Here is a 20,578-nt window from a genome sequence, read left to right on the forward strand (position 1 = left end):
CCGTGGGATCCCGCCACCGAGCCGAGCGCCGACGACTTCGTCGACCCCGCGGCTCACGAACGCAAGGCCGCGCTGCTCCACGAGGCCGAATGCCAGCTGGCCGAATTCATCGGCTTGGAAGAGGTCAAGAACCAGGTGTCCCGACTGAAGAGTTCGGTGGCCATGGAGCTGGTCCGCAAGCAGCGCGGGCTCGCGGTTGCCCAGCGCGCCCACCACCTCGTCTTCGCCGGACCGCCCGGGACCGGCAAGACCACCATCGCGCGCGTGGTCGCCAAAATCTATTGCGGCCTGGGCCTGTTGAAGCGAGAGAACATCAGAGAAGTACATCGCGCCGACCTGATCGGCCAGCACATTGGCGAGACCGAGGCCAAGACCAACGCGATCATCGACAGCGCACTTGACGGGGTGCTGTTCCTGGACGAGGCCTACGCCTTGGTGGCCACCGGAGCCAAGAACGACTTCGGTCTGGTCGCGATCGACACCCTGCTGGCCCGGATGGAAAACGACCGCGACCGGCTGGTGGTCATCATCGCCGGGTATCGCGCCGATCTGGACAAGTTCCTGGACACCAACGAGGGCCTGCGCTCGCGGTTCACTCGCAACATCGACTTCCCGTCGTACTCGTCGTCGGAACTGGTCGAGATCGCGCACAAGATGGCCGAGCAGCGCGACAGCGTCTTCGAACCGGCCGCACTGGAAAACCTGGAGGTGCTGTTCTCCAAGTTGGCCGCGTCGTCGACCCCCGATGCGAACGGCATTTCGCGGCGCAGCCTGGACATCGCGGGCAACGGCCGGTTCGTCCGAAACATCGTCGAACGCTCGGAAGAGGAACGTGAATTCCGGCTGGACCACTCCGAACATGCCGGGTCCGGCGAGTTCAGCGACGAGGAGCTGATGACCGTCACCGCGGAAGACGTGGCCAAGTCGGTCGACCCGCTGCTGCGTGGTCTTGGTCTTTCGGTGCCGGCATGACGCGGCGCGAACCCCACCGGGACTGGGAGTCGGAAGATGGAGAACGACGCTCTTTCACCTCCCGCACCCCGGTGAACGACAATCCCGACGCGGTGGCCTACCGTCGCGGCTTCGTCACCCGCCACCAGGTGAGCGGATGGCGGTTCGTGATGCGCCGCATCGCCTCTGGTATCGCGTTGCACGACACCCGGATGCTCGTCGATCCGCTGCGCACCCAGTCGCGCGCGGTGCTGATGGGTGCGCTCATCTTGATCACCGGACTGGCGGCCTGCTTCGTCTTCTCCCTGATCCGGCCCAACGGCACGGTGGGCAACAATGCCATCCTGGCCGATCGCTCGACCGCGGCGCTCTACGTGCGGGTCGGCGACCAGCTGCATCCGGTGCTGAACCTGACCTCGGCTCGGCTGATCGCGGGTAAGCCGGACAATCCGACCACGGTGAAAAGCACTGAGCTGGACCGCTTTCCGCGTGGCAACCTGATCGGCATTCCGGGAGCGCCGGAGCGGATGGTGCAGAGCACCGTTAAGGACGCGAACTGGACGGTATGCGACACCATCAGCGGACCCGTGCAGGGTGGACGCGCCGGCCACAGCACCGGCGTCACGGTGATCGCCGGCCCGCCCGACAGCCACGGCGCACGAGCCGGCGCGCTGAGCTCCGATCAGGTCGTCCTGGTCGACTTCTCCGGTGACCGGGGAAGCGGCACCTGGCTGCTGTGGGAGGGCAAGCGCAGCCAGATCGACGTCGCCGACCACGCGGTCACCAACGCTCTGGGTCTCGGCACCGACCTGCCCGCACCGCGGCCCATCGCCGCCGGCCTGTTCAACGCCATTCCGGAGGCGCCGCCGCTGGCCGCCCCGCCCATCCCGAACGCCGGTAGCCCGGCAAACTTCCCGGTACCGGCCCCCATCGGGGCGGTGGTGGTCGCCTACAGCCTGGGCCAACACGCTTCCGATACCTATTACGCGGTGTTGCCGGACGGACTGCAGCCGATCTCGCCGGTGCTCGCCGCGATCCTGCGTAACGCCAATTCGTATGGCCTGCAACAGCCGCCGCGGCTCGGTGCGGACGAGGTCGCCAAGCTGCCGGTCTCGCGGATGCTGGATTCCGCGCGCTACCCGGCCCAGCGGGTCACGCTGGTCGACGCCGGACACGATCCGGTCACCTGCGCGTACTGGAGCAAACCTGCCGGCGCCGCCACCAGCGCATTGCGCTTGCTGTCGGGTTCGGCACTGCCGGTGTCCGACGGGATACGTACCCTCGATCTGGTCAGCGCCGGCGCGCCCGGGGCCGCTTCCCGAGTCGCCCTGGTACCCGGAACCGGCTACTTCACCCAGACCGTCGGCGGCGGGACGGCCGCACCGCCCACCGGTTCGCTGTTCTGGGTGTCCGACACCGGGGTGCGCTACGGCATCGACACCGAGGTCGGAACCGGCACTTCCGGACGCTCCAAAACCGTTGAGGCCCTTGGCCTGAGCAACCCGCCGCTCGCAGTCCCATGGTCCATCCTGTCCCTTTTCGCGAACGGGCCGACGCTGTCCCGCGCCGACGCGCTGCTGGCACACGACGGCCTGGCGCCCGACACCAAGCCCGGCCGCCCAGCTGAGGCTCAAGGAGAGCCCCGATGAGCAGACTGATTTTCGAGGCCCGCCGGCGGCTGCCGCCACCGAAGACCCGCAAGGGCACCATCGCCATCGAGGCCCCTCCCGAACTGCCGCGGGTGATTCCGCCGTCGTTCCTGCGACGCGCCATGCCGTATCTGATCGTGATCCTGATCGTCGGCATGATCGTGGCGCTGGTCGCCACCGGGATGCGGCTGATCTCCCCGCAGACGTTGTTCTTCCCCTTCGTGCTGCTGCTGGCCGCCACCGGGCTGTACCGCGGCAACGACAAGAAGATGCGCACCGAAGAGGTCGACGCCGAGCGGGCCGACTATCTGCGGTACCTCTCCGTGGTCCGGGACAACATCCGCACTCAGGCCGCGGAGCAACGCGCGGCCGCGGAGTGGTCACATCCCGACCCTTCGGCCCTGACGGCCGTTCCCGGCTCACGCCGGCAGTGGGAGCGCGATCCGCACGACCCCGACTTCCTGGTGTTGCGGGCCGGACGGCACTCGGCGCCTTTGGCGGCTCCGCTGCGGGTCCAGGACACCGCCGACGAGATCGACCTGGAACCGGTGGCGCACAGTGCATTACGCAGCCTGCTCGACGCCCAGCGCACCGTCCACGACGTGCCGACCGGAATCGATTTGACGAAAGTCTCGCGGATTACCGTTCTCGGTGATCCGGCGGAGGTGCGCGCCGCCCTGCGTGCCTGGATAGCCCAGGCGGTGACCTGGCACGACCCCACGGTGCTCGGGGTGGCGCTGGCCGCTCACGACCTGGAGGCCGACGACTGGTCCTGGCTGAAGTGGCTGCCGCACGTCGACATTCCCGGCCAGGTGGACGGGGTGGGCCCGGCCCGCTACCTGACCACCGACCCCGACGAGCTGATCTCCCTGATGGGCACGGCCCTGGCCGACCGGCCCGCGTTCGTCGGCGAGCCCGCCGACGCGCTGCGGCACCTGCTGATCATCGTCGACGATGCCGAGTACGACCTGGACGTCTCGACGCTGGCAGTCGGCCGCTCCGGGGTCACCGTCGTGCACTGCTCGGCCACACCGCCGCACCGCGAACAGTATTCGGACCCGGAACGGCCGATCCTGCGCATCGCCGACGGCGCGATCGAGCGCTGGCAGACCGGTGGCTGGCAACCGTACATCGACGACGCGGACCAACTCGGCGTCGACGATGCCGCACATTTGGCCCGCCGGCTGTCGAGGTGGGATTCCAACCCCACTCACGCCGGGCTCCGTTCGGCGGGTACCCGTGGGGCCAGCTTCACCACGCTGCTCGGCATCCCGGACGCATCACGCCTGGATGTCCCCACGCTGTGGGCGCCACGCCACCGTGACGACGAATTGCGGGTTCCGATCGGCGTCACCGCAACCGGGGAGCCGTTGATCTTCGACCTCAAGGACGAGGCCGAGGGCGGTATGGGTCCGCACGGTCTGATGATCGGTATGACGGGTTCCGGGAAATCCCAGACCCTGATGTCGATTCTGTTGTCCCTGTTGACGACTCACTCGGCTGAGCGGCTGATCGTGATCTACGCGGACTTCAAGGGTGAGGCAGGGGCCGACAGCTTCCGCAACTTCCCGCAAGTCGTCGCGGTGATCTCCAACATGGCCGAGAAGAAGTCGCTGGCCGACCGCTTCGCCGACACGCTGCGTGGTGAGGTGGCGCGCCGTGAGGTGCTGCTGCGCGAAGCCGGCCGGCGGATTCAGGGCAGCGCGTTCAATTCGGTGACCGAATACGAGAATGCGGCGGCGGCGGGCCATGACTTAGCGCCCATCCCGACGCTGTTCGTGGTCGCCGACGAGTTCACCCTGATGCTGGCCGACCACCCCGAGTACGCGGAGCTGTTCGACTACGTGGCCCGCAAGGGCCGCTCGTTCCGCATCCATATCCTGTTCGCTTCCCAGACGCTGGATGTCGGCAAGATCAAGGACATCGACAAGAACACCTCATACCGCATCGGGTTAAAAGTGGCCAGCCCCAGCGTTTCCCGCCAGATCATCGGCGTGGAGGACGCCTACCACATCGAATCCGGCAAAGAGCACAAGGGAGTGGGCTTCCTGGTGCCCGCGCCCGGCGCCACGCCGATCAAGTTCCGCAGTACCTATGTCGACGGGATTTACGAACCGCCGCAGGCCGCTAAAACCCTTGTGGTGCAATCCGTCCCAGAGCCCAAACTGTTCACCGCGAGTGCCGTGCCGACGGATCATGGCACCGTGATAACCGGCGGTGAAGACGACGAGTCGGCCGGCCCGCCGCGCAAGTTGATCGCGACCATCGGAGAACAGCTGGCGCGCTACGGCCCGCAGGCGCCACAGTTGTGGCTGCCGCCGCTCGACGATCCGATCCCGCTGCCCAGCGTGCTGGCCCGAGCCGGGGTGCCGGAACGTCAGTGGCGCTGGCCCATCGGTGAAATCGACAAGCCATTCGAGATGCGCCGCGATCCGCTTATCTTCGACGCCACGTCGTCGGCCGGAAACATGGTGATTCACGGCGGTCCCAAATCCGGCAAATCGACTGCGCTGCAGACATTCATCTTGTCGGCCGCAACCCTGCACTCGCCGCGCGACGTCACGTTCTACTGCCTGGACTACGGTGGCGGCCAGCTACGCGCACTGGAGGACCTGGCCCACGTCGGCAGCGTGGCGTCGGCGCTGGAACCCGAACGGATCCGCCGCACCTTCGGTGAGCTGGAGCAGCTGTTGTTGTCGCGCCAGCAGCGCGAGGCTTTCCGCGACCGACCCCGCAATGGCCGCAACGGTCACGGGAACGGCTCGGCACCCGACGACGGGTTCGGCGAGGTGTTCCTGGTCATCGACAACCTCTATGCGTTCGGCCGCGACAACACCGACCAGTTCAACACCCGAAATCCGTTGCTGGCCAGGGTGACCGAGTTGGTGAACGTCGGGATGGCGTACGGCATTCACGTAATCATCACCACCCCGAGCTGGCTGGAGGTGCCGTTGGCGATGCGCGACGGGCTAGGGCTGCGGCTCGAGCTCAAGCTGCACGACGCGCGCGACAGCAATGTGCGGGTGGTCGGGGCCCTGCGCCGGCCGGCCGACGCGGTCCCGGCCGACCAGCCGGGCCGCGGTCTGACGATGGCCGCCGAGCATTTCCTGATCGCAACTCCGGGACTGGACCAGATTCCCGCGATCAATGCGCGTTACCCGGACATGGCCGCACCGCCGGTGCGGTTGTTGCCCACCAACCTGTCACCGGAAGCCGTCGGAGTCCTGTACCCAGGTCCGGAGCAAGTCGTGATCGGCCAGCGCGAGGAGGATCTCGCACCCGTCGCAATCGACTTCTCCGACAATCCGTTGCTGATGGTGTTCGGCGACAGCAAGTCCGGTAAGACCACCTTGCTGCGGCATATCATCCGCACCATCCGAGAACACTCCTCGGCCGACCGGGTGGCGTTCACCGTGCTGGATCGCCGGCTGCACCTCGTCGACGAGCCGCTGTTTCCGGACAACGAATACAACGCCAACGTCGACCGGATCACCCCGGCGATGATCGGCCTGGCCAACCTCATCGAAGCGCGGCGGCCGCCGGCGGGCATGTCAGCGGCCGAGCTGTCCCGCTGGACGTACACCGGCCACACGCACTACCTGATCATCGACGATGTAGACCAGATACCGGATTCACCGGCGATCAGCGGTCCCTACATCGGCCAGCGGCCGTGGACCCCGCTGCTCGGATTACTAAGCCAGGCCGCTGATTTGGGGCTGCGGGTGATCGTCACCGGACGTGCGACCGGCTCGGGCCACGTGCTGATGACCAACCCGTTGCTGCGCCGCTTCAACGACCTGCAGGCGACCACGTTGATGCTGGCGGGCAACCCGGCCGACAGCGGCAAGATCCGCGGTCAGCGGTTCGGCCGGCTGCCGGCTGGACGCGCGATTCTGTTGGGCGACAGCGATACCCCGACATATGTGCAACTGGTCAACCCGTTGGTCGGTGAGGGGATTGAGGGGATGGCCCGTTGATTTCTGGTGAAACGCAACAGTAAGGAGTGATTGTCATGACGTTGCGAGTGATTCCCGAGGGCCTGGCCGCCGCGAGTGCTGCGGTGGAGGGGCTGACGGCCCGGCTGGCGGCCGCGCACGCAGCCGCGGCTCCGTTGATCACGGCGGTGGTGCCGCCTGCGATCGATCCGGTGTCGCTGCAGACCGCGGTCGGGTTCAGCGCCCAGGGCGAGGAGCACTCGGCCGTCGCCGCCCAAGGCGTGGAAGAGCTGGGCCGCGCCGGTGTGGGCGTGGGCGAATCGGGCGTCAGCTATCTGGCCGGTGACGCCGCGGCCGCCGCTACCTATGGGTTCGCGGGCGGCTGAGTGTGACTTCCCCCTTTAGCCCCATCTGGATTGCGTCGCCGCCGGAGGTGCATTCGGCGTTGCTGAGCGCTGGTCCTGGACCGGGGTCGCTGTTGGCGGCCGCCGGGGCATGGACCTCGCTCAGCACCGAATACGCCTCGGCGGCAGCAGAACTCAGTGGGCACCTGGGGGCGGTACAAGCGGGGGCTTGGCAAGGTCCCAGCGCCGAGCGGTACGTGGCCGCGCACACGCCGTACCTGGCCTGGTTGATGCAGGCCAGCGCGGACGCCGCGGGCGCGGCGGCGCAGCACGAGGTTGCCGCGGCCGCCTACACGGCTGCGTTGGCGGCCATGCCGACGCTGCCGGAGCTGGCCACCAACCACGTCGTTCACGGTGTGTTGGTGGCGACGAATTTTTTTGGGATCAATACCATTCCGATCGCCCTCAACGAGGCCGACTACATGCGGATGTGGGTGCAGGCCGCCACAACCATGGGTGTTTACCAGGCCGCGGCCGGTGCGGCGCTGGCATCGGCGCCGCGCACCACTCCGGCGCCGATGGTGCTGGCTCCCGGTGGCGAGGCGCAACCTGCGGCCGATCTGAACCAGGCAGCGGCGACCGCGCAGGCCACCAACGCCGGTTCGTCGCTTGACAGTTCGGACAGCATCTCCCAATGGCTGCAAAACCTCATCAAGTCGCTGGAGAACTTTCTCTCCAATCCCCTTCAGTCGCTTCAGCAGATGCTGAGCGATTTCCTGACCAACCCGTCGGCGGCGCTCGTTGCCTGGGGGCCGCTGCTCTTGTTTGTCGCATACGAGGCGTTTTGGGTGCCGGTCGGATCTTTCACGTGGGGGGTCATGCTGAGTGCGCCCCTGTGGCTGCCCCTGGCCATCGTCGGGCTGACGAACTTGATTTCCTTGGACCCCTTCGACTTCGACGCTATTACCGACGGCGCACCGGGAGAGCCGGCGCCGGTTCCGGGCGGTGTCGCTCAGCAGCAGCCCGCCCCGGTTCCCGGACTCTCCACTCCTGCGCCGAGTCCGTCCGCAGCACCGGCATCCGGTACGGCGTCCGGGGTCCCCGCCGGGGGTGCCCCGGCGCCGGTTCCAGCCGCGGCGAGTTTTCTCTATGCCATTGGCGCCGTTAGTGACTGGGGTCCCGATGTGGGTCCGACAGTGGGCGGCCGCGGCGGGGCCAAAGCCCCTGCGGCAACCATCCCCGCGGCTGGTGCGGCGGCGCCGATTCGGGCCGAGGCGCGAGCACGCCGGCGGCGGCGCGCAGCCATGCACGACCACGGCGACGAGTTTTTGGACATGGATTCCGACATCGGCGTCGTCCCCGATTTCGGCGCGGGCGCGTCGAATCAGGGGGCCGGCCCGCTGGGATTTGCCGGCACCGCGCGCAAAGACTCCGCTGCCCAGGCGGCGGGGCTGACCATGCTGGACGGTGACGAATTCGGTGGCGGCCCGACGATGCCGATGGTGCCCGGAACTTGGCACTCTGATCCGTCCGGTGCAAGTGGCCCCGATGGGTCCGGATCAGCCCGGGGAGGGGGGACCTGACAGTTAGCCAAAGAGTTCTCAACAAGCTGGTGATCAATCGAAACACGAAGGGAGACAAGTCATTATGAGTATGTTGGACGCTCATATTCCGCAGTTGGTAGCGGCTGAGTCGGAGTTTGGCACCAAGACGGCCTTGATGCGGCACACCATTGGCCAGGCTGAGCAGGCGGCGTTGGCGGCGCAGGCGTTTCACCAGGGCGAGTCCGCGGTGGCGTTCCAGGCTGCGCACGCTCGCTTTGTCGAGGTGGCAGCACGGGTCAACACCTTGCTGGACATCGCGCAGACGAATTTGGGTGCCGCCGCCGGTACATATGTGGCCACCGACGCCGCAGCCGCGTCGACTTACACCGGATTCTGACCCGGATCTACTAATCGCTGACCCGAAAGGACATTCTGATGTCGCAGATCATGTACAACTACCCGGCGATGTTGGGCCACGCCGGGGATATGGCGGGCTACGCCGGCACACTGCAGGGGCTTGGTGCCGACATCGCCAGCGAGCAGGCCATCCTGTCGAACGCCTGGCAGGGCACCACCGGTATGACCTACCAGGCCTGGCAGGTCCAGTGGAACCAGGCCATGGACGACTTGGTACGCGCCTACCAGGCGATGGCCACCACCCATGAGTCCAACACCATGGCGATGATGGCGCGCGACCAGGCCGAAGCCGCCAAATGGGGCGGTTAGTACCGGCTAGATGAGCGTCGAACCGAATGCCGTCGAGCTGACGGTCGATCACGCATGGTTCATCGCGGAAACCATTGGGGCGGGCTCGTTCCCATGGGTACTGGCGATCACCACCCCGTACCGCGATGCCGCGCAGCGGAATGCGTTTTTCGACCGTCAGCGGACCGAGCTGACCGAGATGGGTCTGATATCGGCCGACGGCACTATCAATTCCGCGGTCGCCGACTGGATTCGAGTGGTCTGCTTTGCCGATCGGTGGCTCGACCTGCGCTTCGTGGGCCCCGCCAGCTCCGCCGACGCGGGCTTGTTGCGCGGGTTGGTCGCCCACCGCGGGGGCGCCACCGACGGCATCGCGAAGACGGTCGTCGCGCTGCGCAGCGCGCAGTTGATCACCATCACCGCGATGCAGGTGGACGGCCCGATGGCGCTGGTCCCGGTGCTCTGTGTCGGCCTGGCGCAGCGGGCACCCGCGCGCTTCGACGAGTTCAGCATGCCGACGCGGGTCGGCGCCCGTGCGGACGAGCGGCTGCGCTCGGGCACCCCGCTCGCGGAAGTCATTGACTACCTGGGGATCCCGGCGTCGGCTCGAGCGGTGGTGGAATCGGTGTTCACCGGCCCGTGCAGCTACGTCGAGGTCGTCGCCGGGTGCCGCCGCGACGGCCGGCACTCCACCACCGAAGTGGGGATGAGCGTCGTCGACACCGCCGCGGGCCGGGTACTGGTGAGCCCGTCGCGCGCCTTCGACGGGGAGTGGGTTTCCACCTTCAGCCCCGGCACGCCTTTTGCGATCGCGGTCGCGATTGAACAGCTGACCGCCAGTTTGCCTGACAGCCAATGGTTCCCGGGCCAGCGGCTGTCCCGAGATTTCTCTGTTCAATCGTCATAAGTCCCATCGTCATAGCACCAACAGATAGAGAAGAGAGCACGATGTCTCAGCAATGGCCGCACTCGTTGACGGGGGTCCGGTGACGTCCGGCGCCGTCATGCCGATTGTCCGCGTCGCGATTCTCGCGGACAGCAGGTTGACGGAACTGGCCCTGCCCGCGGAGTTGCCACTGCGCGAAATCCTGCCCGCGGTACACCGATTGGCGGCTCCAGCCGCTCCCGACGGCGATGCCGAGGATCCGGCTGACGCAGCTACCCACCTGAGCCTGGCCCCGATCGGCGGTGCGCCGTTCAGCCTCGATGCCAGCCTGGACACCGTGGGTGTCGTCGACGGCGATCTGCTTGCGCTGCAGCCGGTGCCCGTCGGCCCGGCCGCACCCGGCATCGTCGAGGACATCGCCGACGCCGCGATGATCTTCTCCACGTCCCGGCTAAAGCCTTGGGGCGCAGCGCATATCCAGCGTGGTGCGCTGGCGGCGGCGATCGCCGTGGCCCTGCTCGCGACCGGCCTCGCGGTCACCTACCGGACGGCCACCCACGGCCTGGCCGGACTGTTGGCGGTCAGTGCGATCGCGGTGGTCACCGCGGTGGCCGGTCTGGTCGTCAGGACACGTTCGGCGGCCGCCGGCATCGCGCTGTCGATCGCGGCGCTGGTGCCGATCGGTGCCGCGTTGACCTTGGCGGTACCCGGCAAGTTCGGCCCGGCGCACTTGCTGCTGGCCGCTGCGGGCGTCGCCGCGTGGTCGCTGATAGTGCTGATGGTGCCCGGCCAGGGGCGTGAGCGCATCGTCGCCTTCTTCACCGCGTCGGCGGTCGTCGGTATCGTGGTCGGGCTGGCGGCCGGCGCCGAGTTGCTTTGGCAATTGCCCATTTTGTCCATCGGCTGCGGTCTGATCGTGGCGGGCCTGCTGATCACCATCCAAGCGGCTCAGCTGTCGGCGCTGTGGGCCCGCTTCCCCCTGCCGGTCATCCCGGCGCCGGGTGACCCCACGCCGTCGGCGCCCTCGTTGCGGGTGCTCCAGGATTTGCCGCGGCGGGTGCGCGTCAGCGATGCCCATCAGAACGGGTTCATCGCCGCGGCGGTGCTGCTGAGCGTTCTGGGGTCGGTGGCGATCGCATTGCGGCCCGAGGCGTTGAGTGGCTTCGGCTGGTACGTGGTGGGCGCCACCGCGGCCACCGCCACACTGCGCGCCCGGGTGTGGGATTCGGCCGCCTGCAAGGCCTGGCTGCTGGCCCAGCCCTATCTGGTCGCCGGTGTGCTGTTGGTGTTCTACACGGCAACCGGACGCTATGTCGCCGCGTTGGGCGCCGCCCTGGTACTCGCGGCGCTGCTGTTCGTGTGGGTGGTGGTCGCGCTGAACCCGCGGATCGCCTCGCCGGAGAGTTACTCGCTGCCGCTGCGCCGCCTGCTGGGATTCGTCGCCGCCGGTCTGGACGCTTCGCTGATCCCGGTGATGGCCTACCTGGTGGGGCTGTTCAGCTGGGTATTGAATCGATGATTCGAGCCGGATCAGTCCGTCTCACAGCGACTTTGGCCGCTTTTGCGACCGCTGTCGTTTGGAGCTGCCCGCAGGCGGTCGCCATCACCGGTCCGAAGGTCGACCCGGCCGTACCACCGCCGAGCGGCACCCCAGGGCCTGGACAGCCGATGGAGCAACGCGGACCGTGCAGCACCTCGGGAGTCATCCCGGGCACCGACGCCGGTATCACGACGCCGAGCCAATCGATGCTGGATCTGCCTGGGGCATGGCGGTTTTCACGTGGCGACGGCCAGTTGGTCGCGGTGCTAGACACCGGGGTGCGGCCTGGTCCGCGGCTGCCCAACGTCACCGCGGGCGGCGATTATGTGGAAACGACCGACGGCCTGACCGACTGCGACGGGCACGGCACGCTGGTCGCCGGGATCATCGCCGGCCAGCCCGCAGACGACGGTTTCTCCGGAGTCGCGCCCGCGGCACGGGTGGTGTCGTTGCGGGTCACCTCCGCCAAGTTCTCGGCGAAGACGCCGGGCGGCGATCCGCTTCTGGCGCAGGCATCTTCGGACGTTTCGACGCTGGCCCGCGCGATCGTGCATGCGGCCGACCTCGGCGCCCGGGTGATCAACATCTCGTCGGCAACCTGCCTGCCCGCCGACCGCCCCATCGACCAGACAGCACTTGGTGCGGCGTTGCGGTACGCGGCGGTGGATAAGGACGCGGTTATCGTGGCCGCCGCGGGCAACACGGGGCCGACCGGATCGGTCGCCGGCGGGACGTCCTGCGATTCGAATCCGCTCACCGATCTGGGGCGGCCGCAGGATCCGCGGAACTGGGCGAGCGTCACGTCCGTCTCGATCCCCTCGTGGTGGCAGCCGTACGTGCTGTCGGTGGCCTCCCTGACACCGGATGGGAAGCCGTCGAAATTCAGCATGGCCGGGCCCTGGGTCGGCATCGCGGCACCTGGCGAAAACATTACGTCGGTGAGCAATCGCGACGGCGGTGGCCTGGCCAACGGCCTGCCCGACGACCACCAGAGGCTGTTAGCGCTCAGCGGCACCAGCTACGCGGCCGGCTACGTCTCCGGCGTCGCGGCGCTGGTACGCAGCAAGTACCCGGCACTGACCGCCGAGCAGGTGGTGCGCCGCATCTCCGCTACCGCGCACAACGGCGCCCGGGCACCCTCCAACCTCGTCGGCGTCGGCAGTGTCGACCCGGTGGCGGCGTTGACATGGGACCTGCCCGCCGGTCCGGCAGCAGGTGCCGCGCCGGTCAAGCCGGTTGCCGTCCCCCCGGCCCCGGCGCCGAAGGACAACAGACCGCGGTTCGTCGCGTTCGTGGGGACCGCCGCGCTGGCTCTGGTCGTCGCGGCCGTCGCCGTGGCCGCCGCGATCACCTCGCGCCGAAGAAAGGACTCCGCGTCGTGAGCCAATCCATCGTGTGGCCGGGAACCGGCCGCACCACCCTCGCATTGCTGGCCGTGGTGCCCGCCGCGATGGCCTACCCCTGGAACACCAACCGCGACTACTGGCTGATCGGCATTGCCGTCGCCGTCGTGATCGTGCTGTTCAGCTGGTGGCGCGGGCTGCACCTCACCACCATCCTGGGCCGTCGGTTGGCGATGCTCTTCCGGCGCAGGCACCACGCGCACGAATTCAGCAGTGACACAAGCAAAACGGCCCTGTTGCGGGTCGGACCGTCCGATGGCGGTCCGGACGTGTTCCCGCTGTCGTTGGTCGCCGGCTACCTGAACCGCTACGGCATTCGTGCCGACAAGGTGCGAATCACCAGCCGTGGCAACGCGTCTGGTACCCAGGAGACCTGGGTCGGTCTGACCATATCGGCGGTCGACAACCTGGCGGCTCTGCAGGCCCGGTCGTCGCGCATCCCGTTGCACCAGACCGCGCAGGTCGCAGCCCGCCGGCTCGCCGATCACCTGCGCGAAATCGGCTGGGAGGCCGGCATTGTCGGGACTGAAGAAGCCCCCCACTTGGTCACTTCGGCGGCGCGCGAGAAATGGCGTGCACTGCCGCAGGGGTCGGACTACCTGGCGGCATACCGCGTCAGCGTGAATGACGAGCTGCCCGAGACTCTGGACGCAATCCGGTCGCATCCATCTCGCGAGACCTGGACAGCACTCGAGATCGCGGGCGAGCCAACCAATTACACGGTTGCCGCCGCGTGTGCCTTTCGCACCGAACGCCAGCCGGGCAGTGCGCCGCCGCTGGGCGGCCTCATCCCGCAGCGCGGAAATCAGCTGCCGGCGCTGACGACTTTGAATCCGTTGTCCACTCGGCGGCTCGACGGGCACACCGCTGCGCCCCCCGACTTGCTGACAAGCCTCAACTGGCCGACTCCACTGACCGGCGCTCACCGTGCACCGCTGACCGAGGTCGCTCCTCGAGCCTGAACTAGTCGAACATGAAGCTGTGCAGGAACGGGGTCATCCGCCGCAGGTAGTCCAGCTGGCTGATGTGCATCACATGGCTGCCCGGAAACCAATGCAGCCTGCAGCGATCCCAATGCTCCCAGAGCATTACGGCGTGTTCCGGCGGGGCCATCCGATCGCCGAGCCCGGTGATGATCATCCGGCGCTCCTTGGGGACCACCGGCAGATAGTTCAGCGGGCAGTGGTACGCCAGCCCGGCGTCTAACTCGTCGCGGTCGATGCCGGTGAGCCACAGTCCCAGCTTCACCAGCTCGCTGGCCGGAAACCACTCGCCGAACAACTTCGCCGGCGTGACGACGGGGCAGTTGGGAATGACCGCCTCGAGCCGGTCTTCGACCGTCGCGAGCAGCGCGGAGGTATAGCCGCCCAGCGAAAGCCCGGTCAACGCCACGCGTTCGACACCGGTGTGGCGCAGATAGTCCACGACGGAACGGAAGTCGTGCACCGCCTGTGCCATCGACTCGGCGAAACCACTCAGCCCGCGGGCAAAGTAGCCGAAACCGCTGAACGGCGAGTACTTTTCGGCTCGCCGCCCGTGAAACGGCAACGTGTACAGCAGCACGTCGTAGCCCGACCGGTAGTACCACGGCAGCGAGAAGAACAAGCCGTTGAGCAGGTAGGACGAACCCATGAAACCGTGGATGACGCACAGCGTCGGACGTGGTCCGTCGTCGTGGCGCCAATGCTGCGCACGAACGATGTTGTTGGACCGCAGCCGGCTCCACTGTTTGCGCAGCGCAGGATTGATCGCCCGGAAACTGCTGGTGAACTCGATGTTGTCGACGGTGCCGCGCGCGAGTCGCTCCGCGATCACGTTGGCCCGGCGAGACGAAACCCGCGGCATTTCGGTGGGCGCCGGAAACGACTTCGCCGGATCCCGCTCGGATGCCAGCTCGGCATAGAAACCCAGCTTGCTGCGTTCGCTACCGGACTGACGCAGGACGTTGGCGACCACGACCGGCGCCACCGTCGTGGTCAGCACCGATGCGACAGCGGTCCGCATCGCAAGGTCGCCGATCGCCGAGGTGTCGACGACCAGGCGCTGGCCCAACGGCAGGTCGGAGCGTCGGGGCAATCCTTCGGCGCCGGGCGAGACGTCGGCCCCGGCCACGGGGTCGGGCACGGGAACGGGCGGATCGATCGGTTCTGCGTCGGACATCGCGTCAGTTCGCCTTTCTTGCCGGTGCACGCGATGGTATCCCGCTGCAACGGCGCCGCCTGCGCGTATCGCCGGTGTGGTTTACCTTGGTACCCCGGCAGTGCGCATGCGGGAACCATTCGGTAATACGGTTTGTCTAACCGTGGCGATGAGCGACGGTGTTGATCAGGAGGACCGACATGTGGGATCCCGACGTCTACCTGGCCTTCGCGGACCATCGGAGCCGCCCGTTTTACGACTTGCTCTCGCGGGTGGGCGCCGAACGCGCGCGGCGGGTGGTCGATCTCGGCTGTGGACCGGGCCATCTGACCCAATACCTGTCCAAGCGCTGGCCCGGCGCGGTGGTCGAGGCGCTAGACAGCTCGCCGGAGATGGTCGGCGCCGCCCGGGAACGTGGAATCGACGCCACCACCGGGGACTTGCGCAACTGGAAGCCGAAGCCCGACACCGACGTGGTGGTCAGCAATGCTGCCCTGCATTGGGTGCCCGAGCATGCCGATCTGCTCCTTCGCTGGACCGGGGAGCTCGCGCCGGGCTCATGGATCGCCGTGCAGATGCCGGGCAACTTCGAAACGCCGTCGCATGCCGCCGTGCGGGCCCTTGCCCGTCGGGAGCCCTACGCAAAGATCATGCGCGACATACCGTTTCGAGTCGGGGCGGTGGTTCAGCCGCCGATGTATTACGCCGACCTGCTGATGGACGCCGGATGCCGGGTAGACGTTTGGGAGACCACCTATCTGCACCAACTCAAAGGTGAGCACCCGGTATTGGAGTGGATCACCGGCACCGCGCTGGTCCCGGTGCGCGAGCGGCTCGACGACGAGGACTGGGAGCGTTTTCGCCGCGAGCTCATCCCGTTGCTGGACGACGCCTACCCGGCCCGGCCCGACGGCACCACGATCTTCCCGTTCCGGCGGGTGTTCGTCGTTGCCGAGGTCGGATCGCGCCGCGCCGGCTAGCCGCTATTGGTGGGACTGGGTGGGCTGCTCCTCGATGCCGCGGTCGAAGGCGATCGCCGAGCGGCTGGTCACCTTGGCGTGGTGGGTCTTCAGATACGTTTCGGTGTAGCGCGCCGCGATGCGGGAGCCGGCGAAATCCGACGGTATGACGTCGTCGGTCCGCTGGCGCCAATCATGCAGGCGGACAGCCAGATCGGCCGCGATCTCGGCAATCTTCTCGGACCCTTCGGAGCCGGCCGCGGTGAGCAGGTTGTTGGTCTCGGTGGGATCGGCGCGCAGATCGTAGAGCTCCCGCTCGGGACGCGGCGCCGTGACCAAAGGTGCGACCGCAAGACCGGACGGGCTTTCCTGGATGTCCCACGGCAGGTCCAGCAACGGTCGCGGCACATAGTTCTCGATGTAGCTGTATTCCTTTGTGCGGATTGCCCGTATCGGGTCGAACGCGTCGTGATAGGTCTTCATGGTGTACACGTGCTCGCGGACGGGATCGGCTGGCTCGTCAGGCGCGAGCAGCTGGGCCGCGTGCGATACCCCCTCGACGTCGGCCGGCACATGGATGCCTAGTAGGTCCAGCAGCGTCGGGACCAGGTCGACGCCACTGAACAGGTCGTCGTAGATCTTCGGCGCCAACGCCCGGCCGGTGGGCGGACGGACGATCATGGCGATGCCGGTTCCGGCGTCGTAGAGCGTCGATTTCGCGCGGGGGAAAGCCGGACCGTGATCGGTGAGGAAAACCACCCAGGTAGTGGCGTCCAGACCGGCCTCGGTCAGCGTGTCCAACAGTTGGCCGACCGCCGCGTCGGCCGTGGCTATGGAGCCGTAGAAGTCGGCGAGGTCCTGGCGCACCTCGGGGGTATCGGGCAGGTAGTCGGGCAGCTCGACGGCCGCGCTGTCGGCCGGTTCATAGCGCTCCGGCGGATAGGGCCGGTGGGTCTCGAAGAATCCGGCGGTCAACAGGAACGGCTGGCCGGAGGTCACCGGCGCGCCGCCGCGCAACCACTCCTGCACCTTGTCGACGACGTACTCGCAGTAGGAGTTCGACACGTCGTACTCGTCGAAGCCCAGCCGCTTCGGGTAGGACGTCTCGTGCTGCATCCCGAAAAGTGCTGAATACCAACCTGACTCGGACAGAATCTGCGGTAGCGTCCGCACGCCGGCGCGGTATTCCCAGCCGTGATGGGCCAGACCGACAAGTCCGTTGCTCTGCGGGTAGCGCCCGGTGAAAAGCGATCCCCGCGACGGAGAGCACAGCGGCGCGGTGGAATGGGCCCGGGTGAACAAGATGCCCTCTGCGGCAAGCCGGTCGAGCCGCGGGCTGGACACGTCCGTGTGCCCGTAGGCGCCGAGATAGCGCCCCAGGTCGTGCCAGTGCACCAGCAGCACATTGTCACGGCCGGCCATCACAGCTGCAATCCTTTCGGTTACCTCGTCCGGCGACGATACCCGAGCCTGGCTGCGCGCCGCCGAGGCGAAGTCGTTTCAGCTGTGATCCCATCGGTTCTCGGAAACGAACTCGGCCAGCGGGCGCGCATACGCCCAGTCGTCCAGTTCCAGCGCAGGCCGATCCGGAAATTCCGGTACCGGTCCCAGACACAGGATGGCCACCGGTTCTGCACCGGGCGGCATGCCGAGCAGAGCTGCCAGCCGTCGCGGATCGAAGAGGGAAACCCAGCCCATGCCGAGGCCTTCGGACCGGGCCGCCAACCACAGATTCTGGATGGCGCACGACACCGACGCCAGATCCATCTGCGGCAGCGTTCGCCGGCCGAAGATGTGCGCGTCGCGCTCGTCGCACAGCGCCACCACGAGAAGCTCCGCGCACTCGCGAATGCCCTCGACTTTGAGCTGCAGAAATTCCTCCGCCCGCGGTCCCAGGGCTTGCGCCGTCAGTGCGCGCTCTTCGTCGACCAGCGCGTGGATGCGCGCGCGCAGCCGCTCGTCGGTGATGCGGATGAAACGCCAGGGCTGCATCAGGCCCACGCTCGGTGCGGCGTGCGCAGCCTGCAGCAGTCGTGCCAGCACATCTTCGTCTACCACCCCGCCGGGCACGAACCGGCGCATGTCTCGCCGTTCCGAGATCACCCGGTACACGGCCTGGCGTTCCTGCGGACTGAACGCATGGTGGGGCACGAGAGCCATCGTAGAAAGGCCGTGTCCGCGGATCGCAATCAAGGACTGAACGTGACGCCGACCGCGCGGAACACGTATTCGGGTGGCATATCGAAGGCCAGCGATCGGCTCGGCAGGCGGTCCAGCACGTCATGGGGGATGGCGTCCTTGTAGTGCAGCGAGAGCTGACCGCTGAATTTTGGGTCGACCTGCGCGACGTCCAGATCAAGCTGCAGACCCGTCGGCGAGATCTCGGCGGTGGCCGCGCCGGTCTGCGCCCGGTCCCAGCGCACATCGATCATGCGGCCGGCGAGCCGGGGCACCACCGACAGCGTGGCGAGCACCCGCTCGGGGGTGAAGGCCAGCGAACCCACGAAGCTGCCGACGGTGTGTGAGGCGCGCAGACCGGGAATGGCGCCGCTGAACCGCCTGGTGACCGCGACGTACTCGGCGAGATAGAAGGGTTCTTCGGCCTCGATCTCGGCACGCAGATCGGCGGGTAGCTTGCCGATGCCGAACAGCTTGCGAACATAAACCGCCATACGACAGTATGACGGACCTCGGCATCGGTGCTGGTATCGATAGTGGGGTGACCCGCCCCCGGATCCTCGCCGTTTCTTGTGCCGTCGTCGCCGTCGTGGTCTACGCCGGCATGTGGTTGGGCTATCGGCAGAACTGGAGCTGGCTGCACAGCATCGATTGGTCGTTGCTGAATGCTGCGCACAGCATCGGGGTCAAGCATCCCGGCTGGGTGCGGTTCTGGGCCGACGTGTCCTTCGTCATGGGTCCTATCCCGCTGCGGATTGTCGGCATGGTCGGCGCGGTGGTCTCGGCGGTCAAGCGCAATGTGCGGGCCGCGCTGTTGTTGCTGACCTGCTTGCCGCTGACCACCTTCGTGACATCGACGGCCAAGGATCTGGCCGACCGTCCGCGACCGGTCACCGCGTTGGTAGCCGTGCCGCAGACGTCGTTCCCGTCGGGGCACGCGCTGGAGGCGATGGCCGGGGCGCTGGCGGTGCTGACCGTTGTGCTGCCGCTGCTCAGTGGATGGTGGCGCTGGACGGCGGTCGCGGTTGGGGCGGTCTGGGTGCTGGCGGTCGGCAGTTCCCGGGTGGCACTGAACGTGCACCATCCGTCCGACGTGCTGGCCGGCTGGGCGCTGGGCGTGAACTGACGGCGTTAAGCGTGAACCTACGGCGTTAAGCGTGGACTGACGGCGTTGGCTGTGAACCTACGGCGTCGGCTGTGAAGCTACGGCGTCGGCTGTGAAGCTACGGCGTCGGCTGTGAAGCTAGGGCGGGCAGATCCGCGAATTTTCGCCCCTACTTCACACGCAAAGCCGTGGCTTCACACGCAAAGCCGTGGCTTCACACTCGAACGCCCGAGACTACGAATCCCGCCGCGGGCACCGTGGACGTACGTCCTCTCACTTGGCAAAATCCCTGGCGCGCAATAGTTGTCGCTCAGAGCGGGTCAAAACGACACGCGCTCCCGGCCAGGAACAGCAGTGACGGGCGCAGCTGGCGACGCGCCGCCCGCTACTTCGCGATCGCGATCACCGCGCCGGGCCGCAACCATCGGATGATCTGCACAAGCGTGGCGTCGTCGATCGCCACACAACCTTCGGTGGGGCCGCCGTCGGTGGTGTGGAAGAAGAACGCGGCGCCGCCGCCGGGCACCTTGTTCTTGTTGACACCCATCACCACCGCGTGCTTGTACTGCGGAATCTGCAGGTTCTCACTCTCGGCGGTGTCGAACGGGCACTTGGCTTTTTCGCACACCTGCATGGTGTTGAAGGTGGGGCTGTGGTCGTCTCCGCTCCACCAATGGTTGGGTCCGACCTGCGTATACGGCAGTCCCCCACCGGGATTCGGCGCGGTGCCGAAGGCCGAGTCGAGGCTGTAAACGCCCATCGGAGTGGCCGGGTACCCGCTCTTGGCCTGCGGAGCCAAGCCGGCAGAACCAATGTGGGTGGGAATGCCGGTCTTGACCGGTTGCCAGCCAGCAGCCGTGCGCTGGTAGACGTCCATCTTCGCGTTCGAACCGCCGGTCCCCACAACCGAAATCACTTGTGTGGCATTGCCAACCGAGTTCGCGAACCACGGGCTACCCACCGCGCAACTCACCGGAGCAAGCAGAAGCCATGCGCCAACCAGACACGCGGCAGCGCACAGCAGAGCTCCCAGTCGGCGCATCCGTTCATCGTCGGACGGGTTCAACCGCCGGGTCAAGTAAATGTTCAGAACCGGTTGGGTCACCGCGTCGTGACTTCACGGTCCGCCCGATCACCCACACGCACAACAGGAAATACAAATAGCCCAGCGCCCAGCCGGCCAGCACGTCGGACGGATGGTGCACGTTCAGTGCCACCCGGGAACTGCCGACCGCCAGCA

18 protein-coding genes and 1 pseudogene are annotated in these 20,578 nt (G+C 67.3%); 13 read left to right on the top strand and 6 right to left on the bottom strand.

Features of this window, described 5'->3' with window-relative positions; genetic code table 11:
• The 11 genes from eccA to eccE all read left to right on the top strand — a co-directional run.
• On the top strand, positions 1 to 972 hold a 972-nt coding region (gene eccA, locus A5791_RS16280), incomplete at its 5' end, for a type VII secretion AAA-ATPase EccA (protein WP_067238866.1).
• Entirely contained in the window at positions 969 to 2,600 is a 1,632-nt protein-coding gene (gene eccB / locus A5791_RS16285; RefSeq protein WP_067238869.1) for a type VII secretion protein EccB, read from the top strand. The genes eccA and eccB, both read left to right, overlap by 4 nt.
• Complete coding sequence (eccCa, locus tag A5791_RS16290; protein WP_067238872.1) at positions 2,597 to 6,577, top strand: type VII secretion protein EccCa; 3,981 nt, start codon at positions 2,597 to 2,599, stop codon at positions 6,575 to 6,577. The genes eccB and eccCa overlap by 4 nt, the downstream gene beginning before the upstream one ends.
• A 35-nt stretch (positions 6,578 to 6,612) precedes the next feature.
• A complete protein-coding gene (locus tag A5791_RS16295; RefSeq protein WP_067238916.1) occupies positions 6,613 to 6,921 on the top strand; it encodes a PE family protein in 309 nt (102 codons plus the stop codon).
• A gap of 2 nt (positions 6,922 to 6,923) precedes the next feature.
• Complete coding sequence (locus tag A5791_RS16300) at positions 6,924 to 8,462, top strand: PPE family protein (RefSeq protein ID WP_067238875.1); 1,539 nt, start codon at positions 6,924 to 6,926, stop codon at positions 8,460 to 8,462.
• Between the two features lie 64 nt (positions 8,463 to 8,526).
• On the top strand, positions 8,527 to 8,820 hold the full coding sequence (locus A5791_RS16305; protein WP_067238878.1) for a type VII secretion protein EsxS: 294 nt from the start codon (positions 8,527 to 8,529) through the stop codon (positions 8,818 to 8,820).
• A 38-nt stretch (positions 8,821 to 8,858) separates the two neighbouring features.
• Positions 8,859 to 9,149 carry a WXG100 family type VII secretion target gene (locus tag A5791_RS16310; protein WP_067238882.1) on the top strand — a complete coding sequence of 97 codons (291 nt, stop codon included), beginning with the start codon at positions 8,859 to 8,861 and terminating at the stop codon, positions 9,147 to 9,149.
• A 10-nt stretch (positions 9,150 to 9,159) separates the two neighbouring features.
• A complete protein-coding gene (locus A5791_RS16315; protein WP_067238886.1) occupies positions 9,160 to 10,035 on the top strand; it encodes an ESX secretion-associated protein EspG in 876 nt (291 codons plus the stop codon).
• Positions 10,036 to 10,087: 52 nt separating this feature from the next.
• Positions 10,088 to 11,533 (top strand): type VII secretion integral membrane protein EccD, encoded by a 1,446-nt coding sequence (eccD, locus tag A5791_RS16320; protein ID WP_156661377.1) that lies wholly within the window; start codon positions 10,088 to 10,090, stop codon positions 11,531 to 11,533.
• Entirely contained in the window at positions 11,530 to 12,936 is a 1,407-nt protein-coding gene (gene mycP / locus A5791_RS16325) for a type VII secretion-associated serine protease mycosin (protein ID WP_067238889.1), read from the top strand. The genes eccD and mycP overlap by 4 nt, the downstream gene beginning before the upstream one ends.
• Positions 12,933 to 13,919, top strand: coding sequence for a type VII secretion protein EccE (gene eccE / locus A5791_RS16330; RefSeq protein WP_067238892.1), 987 nt, complete (start codon positions 12,933 to 12,935; stop codon positions 13,917 to 13,919). The genes mycP and eccE overlap by 4 nt, the downstream gene beginning before the upstream one ends.
• Position 13,920: 1 nt before the next feature.
• Here the strand turns inward: eccE and A5791_RS16335 are convergent, their stop codons facing one another.
• Positions 13,921 to 15,117 (bottom strand): S9 family peptidase, encoded by a 1,197-nt coding sequence (locus A5791_RS16335; RefSeq protein WP_067238896.1) that lies wholly within the window; start codon positions 15,115 to 15,117, stop codon positions 13,921 to 13,923.
• A gap of 179 nt (positions 15,118 to 15,296) precedes the next feature.
• Between A5791_RS16335 and A5791_RS16340 the strand changes: the two genes are divergently transcribed.
• Positions 15,297 to 16,076, top strand: a complete 780-nt coding sequence (locus tag A5791_RS16340) for a trans-aconitate 2-methyltransferase (RefSeq protein ID WP_067238899.1) — start codon at positions 15,297 to 15,299, stop codon at positions 16,074 to 16,076.
• Positions 16,077 to 16,079: 3 nt separating this feature from the next.
• Here A5791_RS16340 and A5791_RS16345 read toward each other — a convergent pair whose 3' ends face one another.
• The 3 genes from A5791_RS16345 to A5791_RS16355 form a co-directional block, all read right to left on the bottom strand.
• Positions 16,080 to 17,477 carry a sulfatase gene (locus tag A5791_RS16345; RefSeq protein WP_067238903.1) on the bottom strand — a complete coding sequence of 466 codons (1,398 nt, stop codon included), beginning with the start codon at positions 17,475 to 17,477 and terminating at the stop codon, positions 16,080 to 16,082.
• Positions 17,478 to 17,555: 78 nt separating this feature from the next.
• Positions 17,556 to 18,215 (bottom strand): 5,6-dimethylbenzimidazole synthase, encoded by a 660-nt coding sequence (gene bluB, locus A5791_RS16350; RefSeq protein ID WP_067238906.1) that lies wholly within the window; start codon positions 18,213 to 18,215, stop codon positions 17,556 to 17,558.
• A 29-nt stretch (positions 18,216 to 18,244) separates the two neighbouring features.
• Complete coding sequence (locus A5791_RS16355) at positions 18,245 to 18,727, bottom strand: hypothetical protein (RefSeq protein WP_067238910.1); 483 nt, start codon at positions 18,725 to 18,727, stop codon at positions 18,245 to 18,247.
• Positions 18,728 to 18,774: 47 nt separating this feature from the next.
• Here A5791_RS16355 and A5791_RS16360 point away from each other — a divergent pair.
• Positions 18,775 to 19,350, top strand: a pseudogene (locus tag A5791_RS16360) (phosphatase PAP2 family protein); the annotation flags it as partial.
• 373 nt (positions 19,351 to 19,723) lie between these two features.
• Here the strand turns inward: A5791_RS16360 and A5791_RS16365 are convergent.
• Complete coding sequence (locus A5791_RS16365) at positions 19,724 to 20,380, bottom strand: L,D-transpeptidase (RefSeq protein ID WP_067238923.1); 657 nt, start codon at positions 20,378 to 20,380, stop codon at positions 19,724 to 19,726.
• Between the two features lie 4 nt (positions 20,381 to 20,384).
• A partial coding sequence (locus A5791_RS26060; RefSeq protein WP_156661379.1) for a phosphatase PAP2 family protein occupies positions 20,385 to 20,578 on the bottom strand: 194 nt, incomplete at its 5' end.

This window comes from Mycobacterium sp. 852002-51163_SCH5372311, assembly GCF_001667115.1.
Taxonomy (GTDB): Bacteria; Actinomycetota; Actinomycetes; order Mycobacteriales; family Mycobacteriaceae; genus Mycobacterium.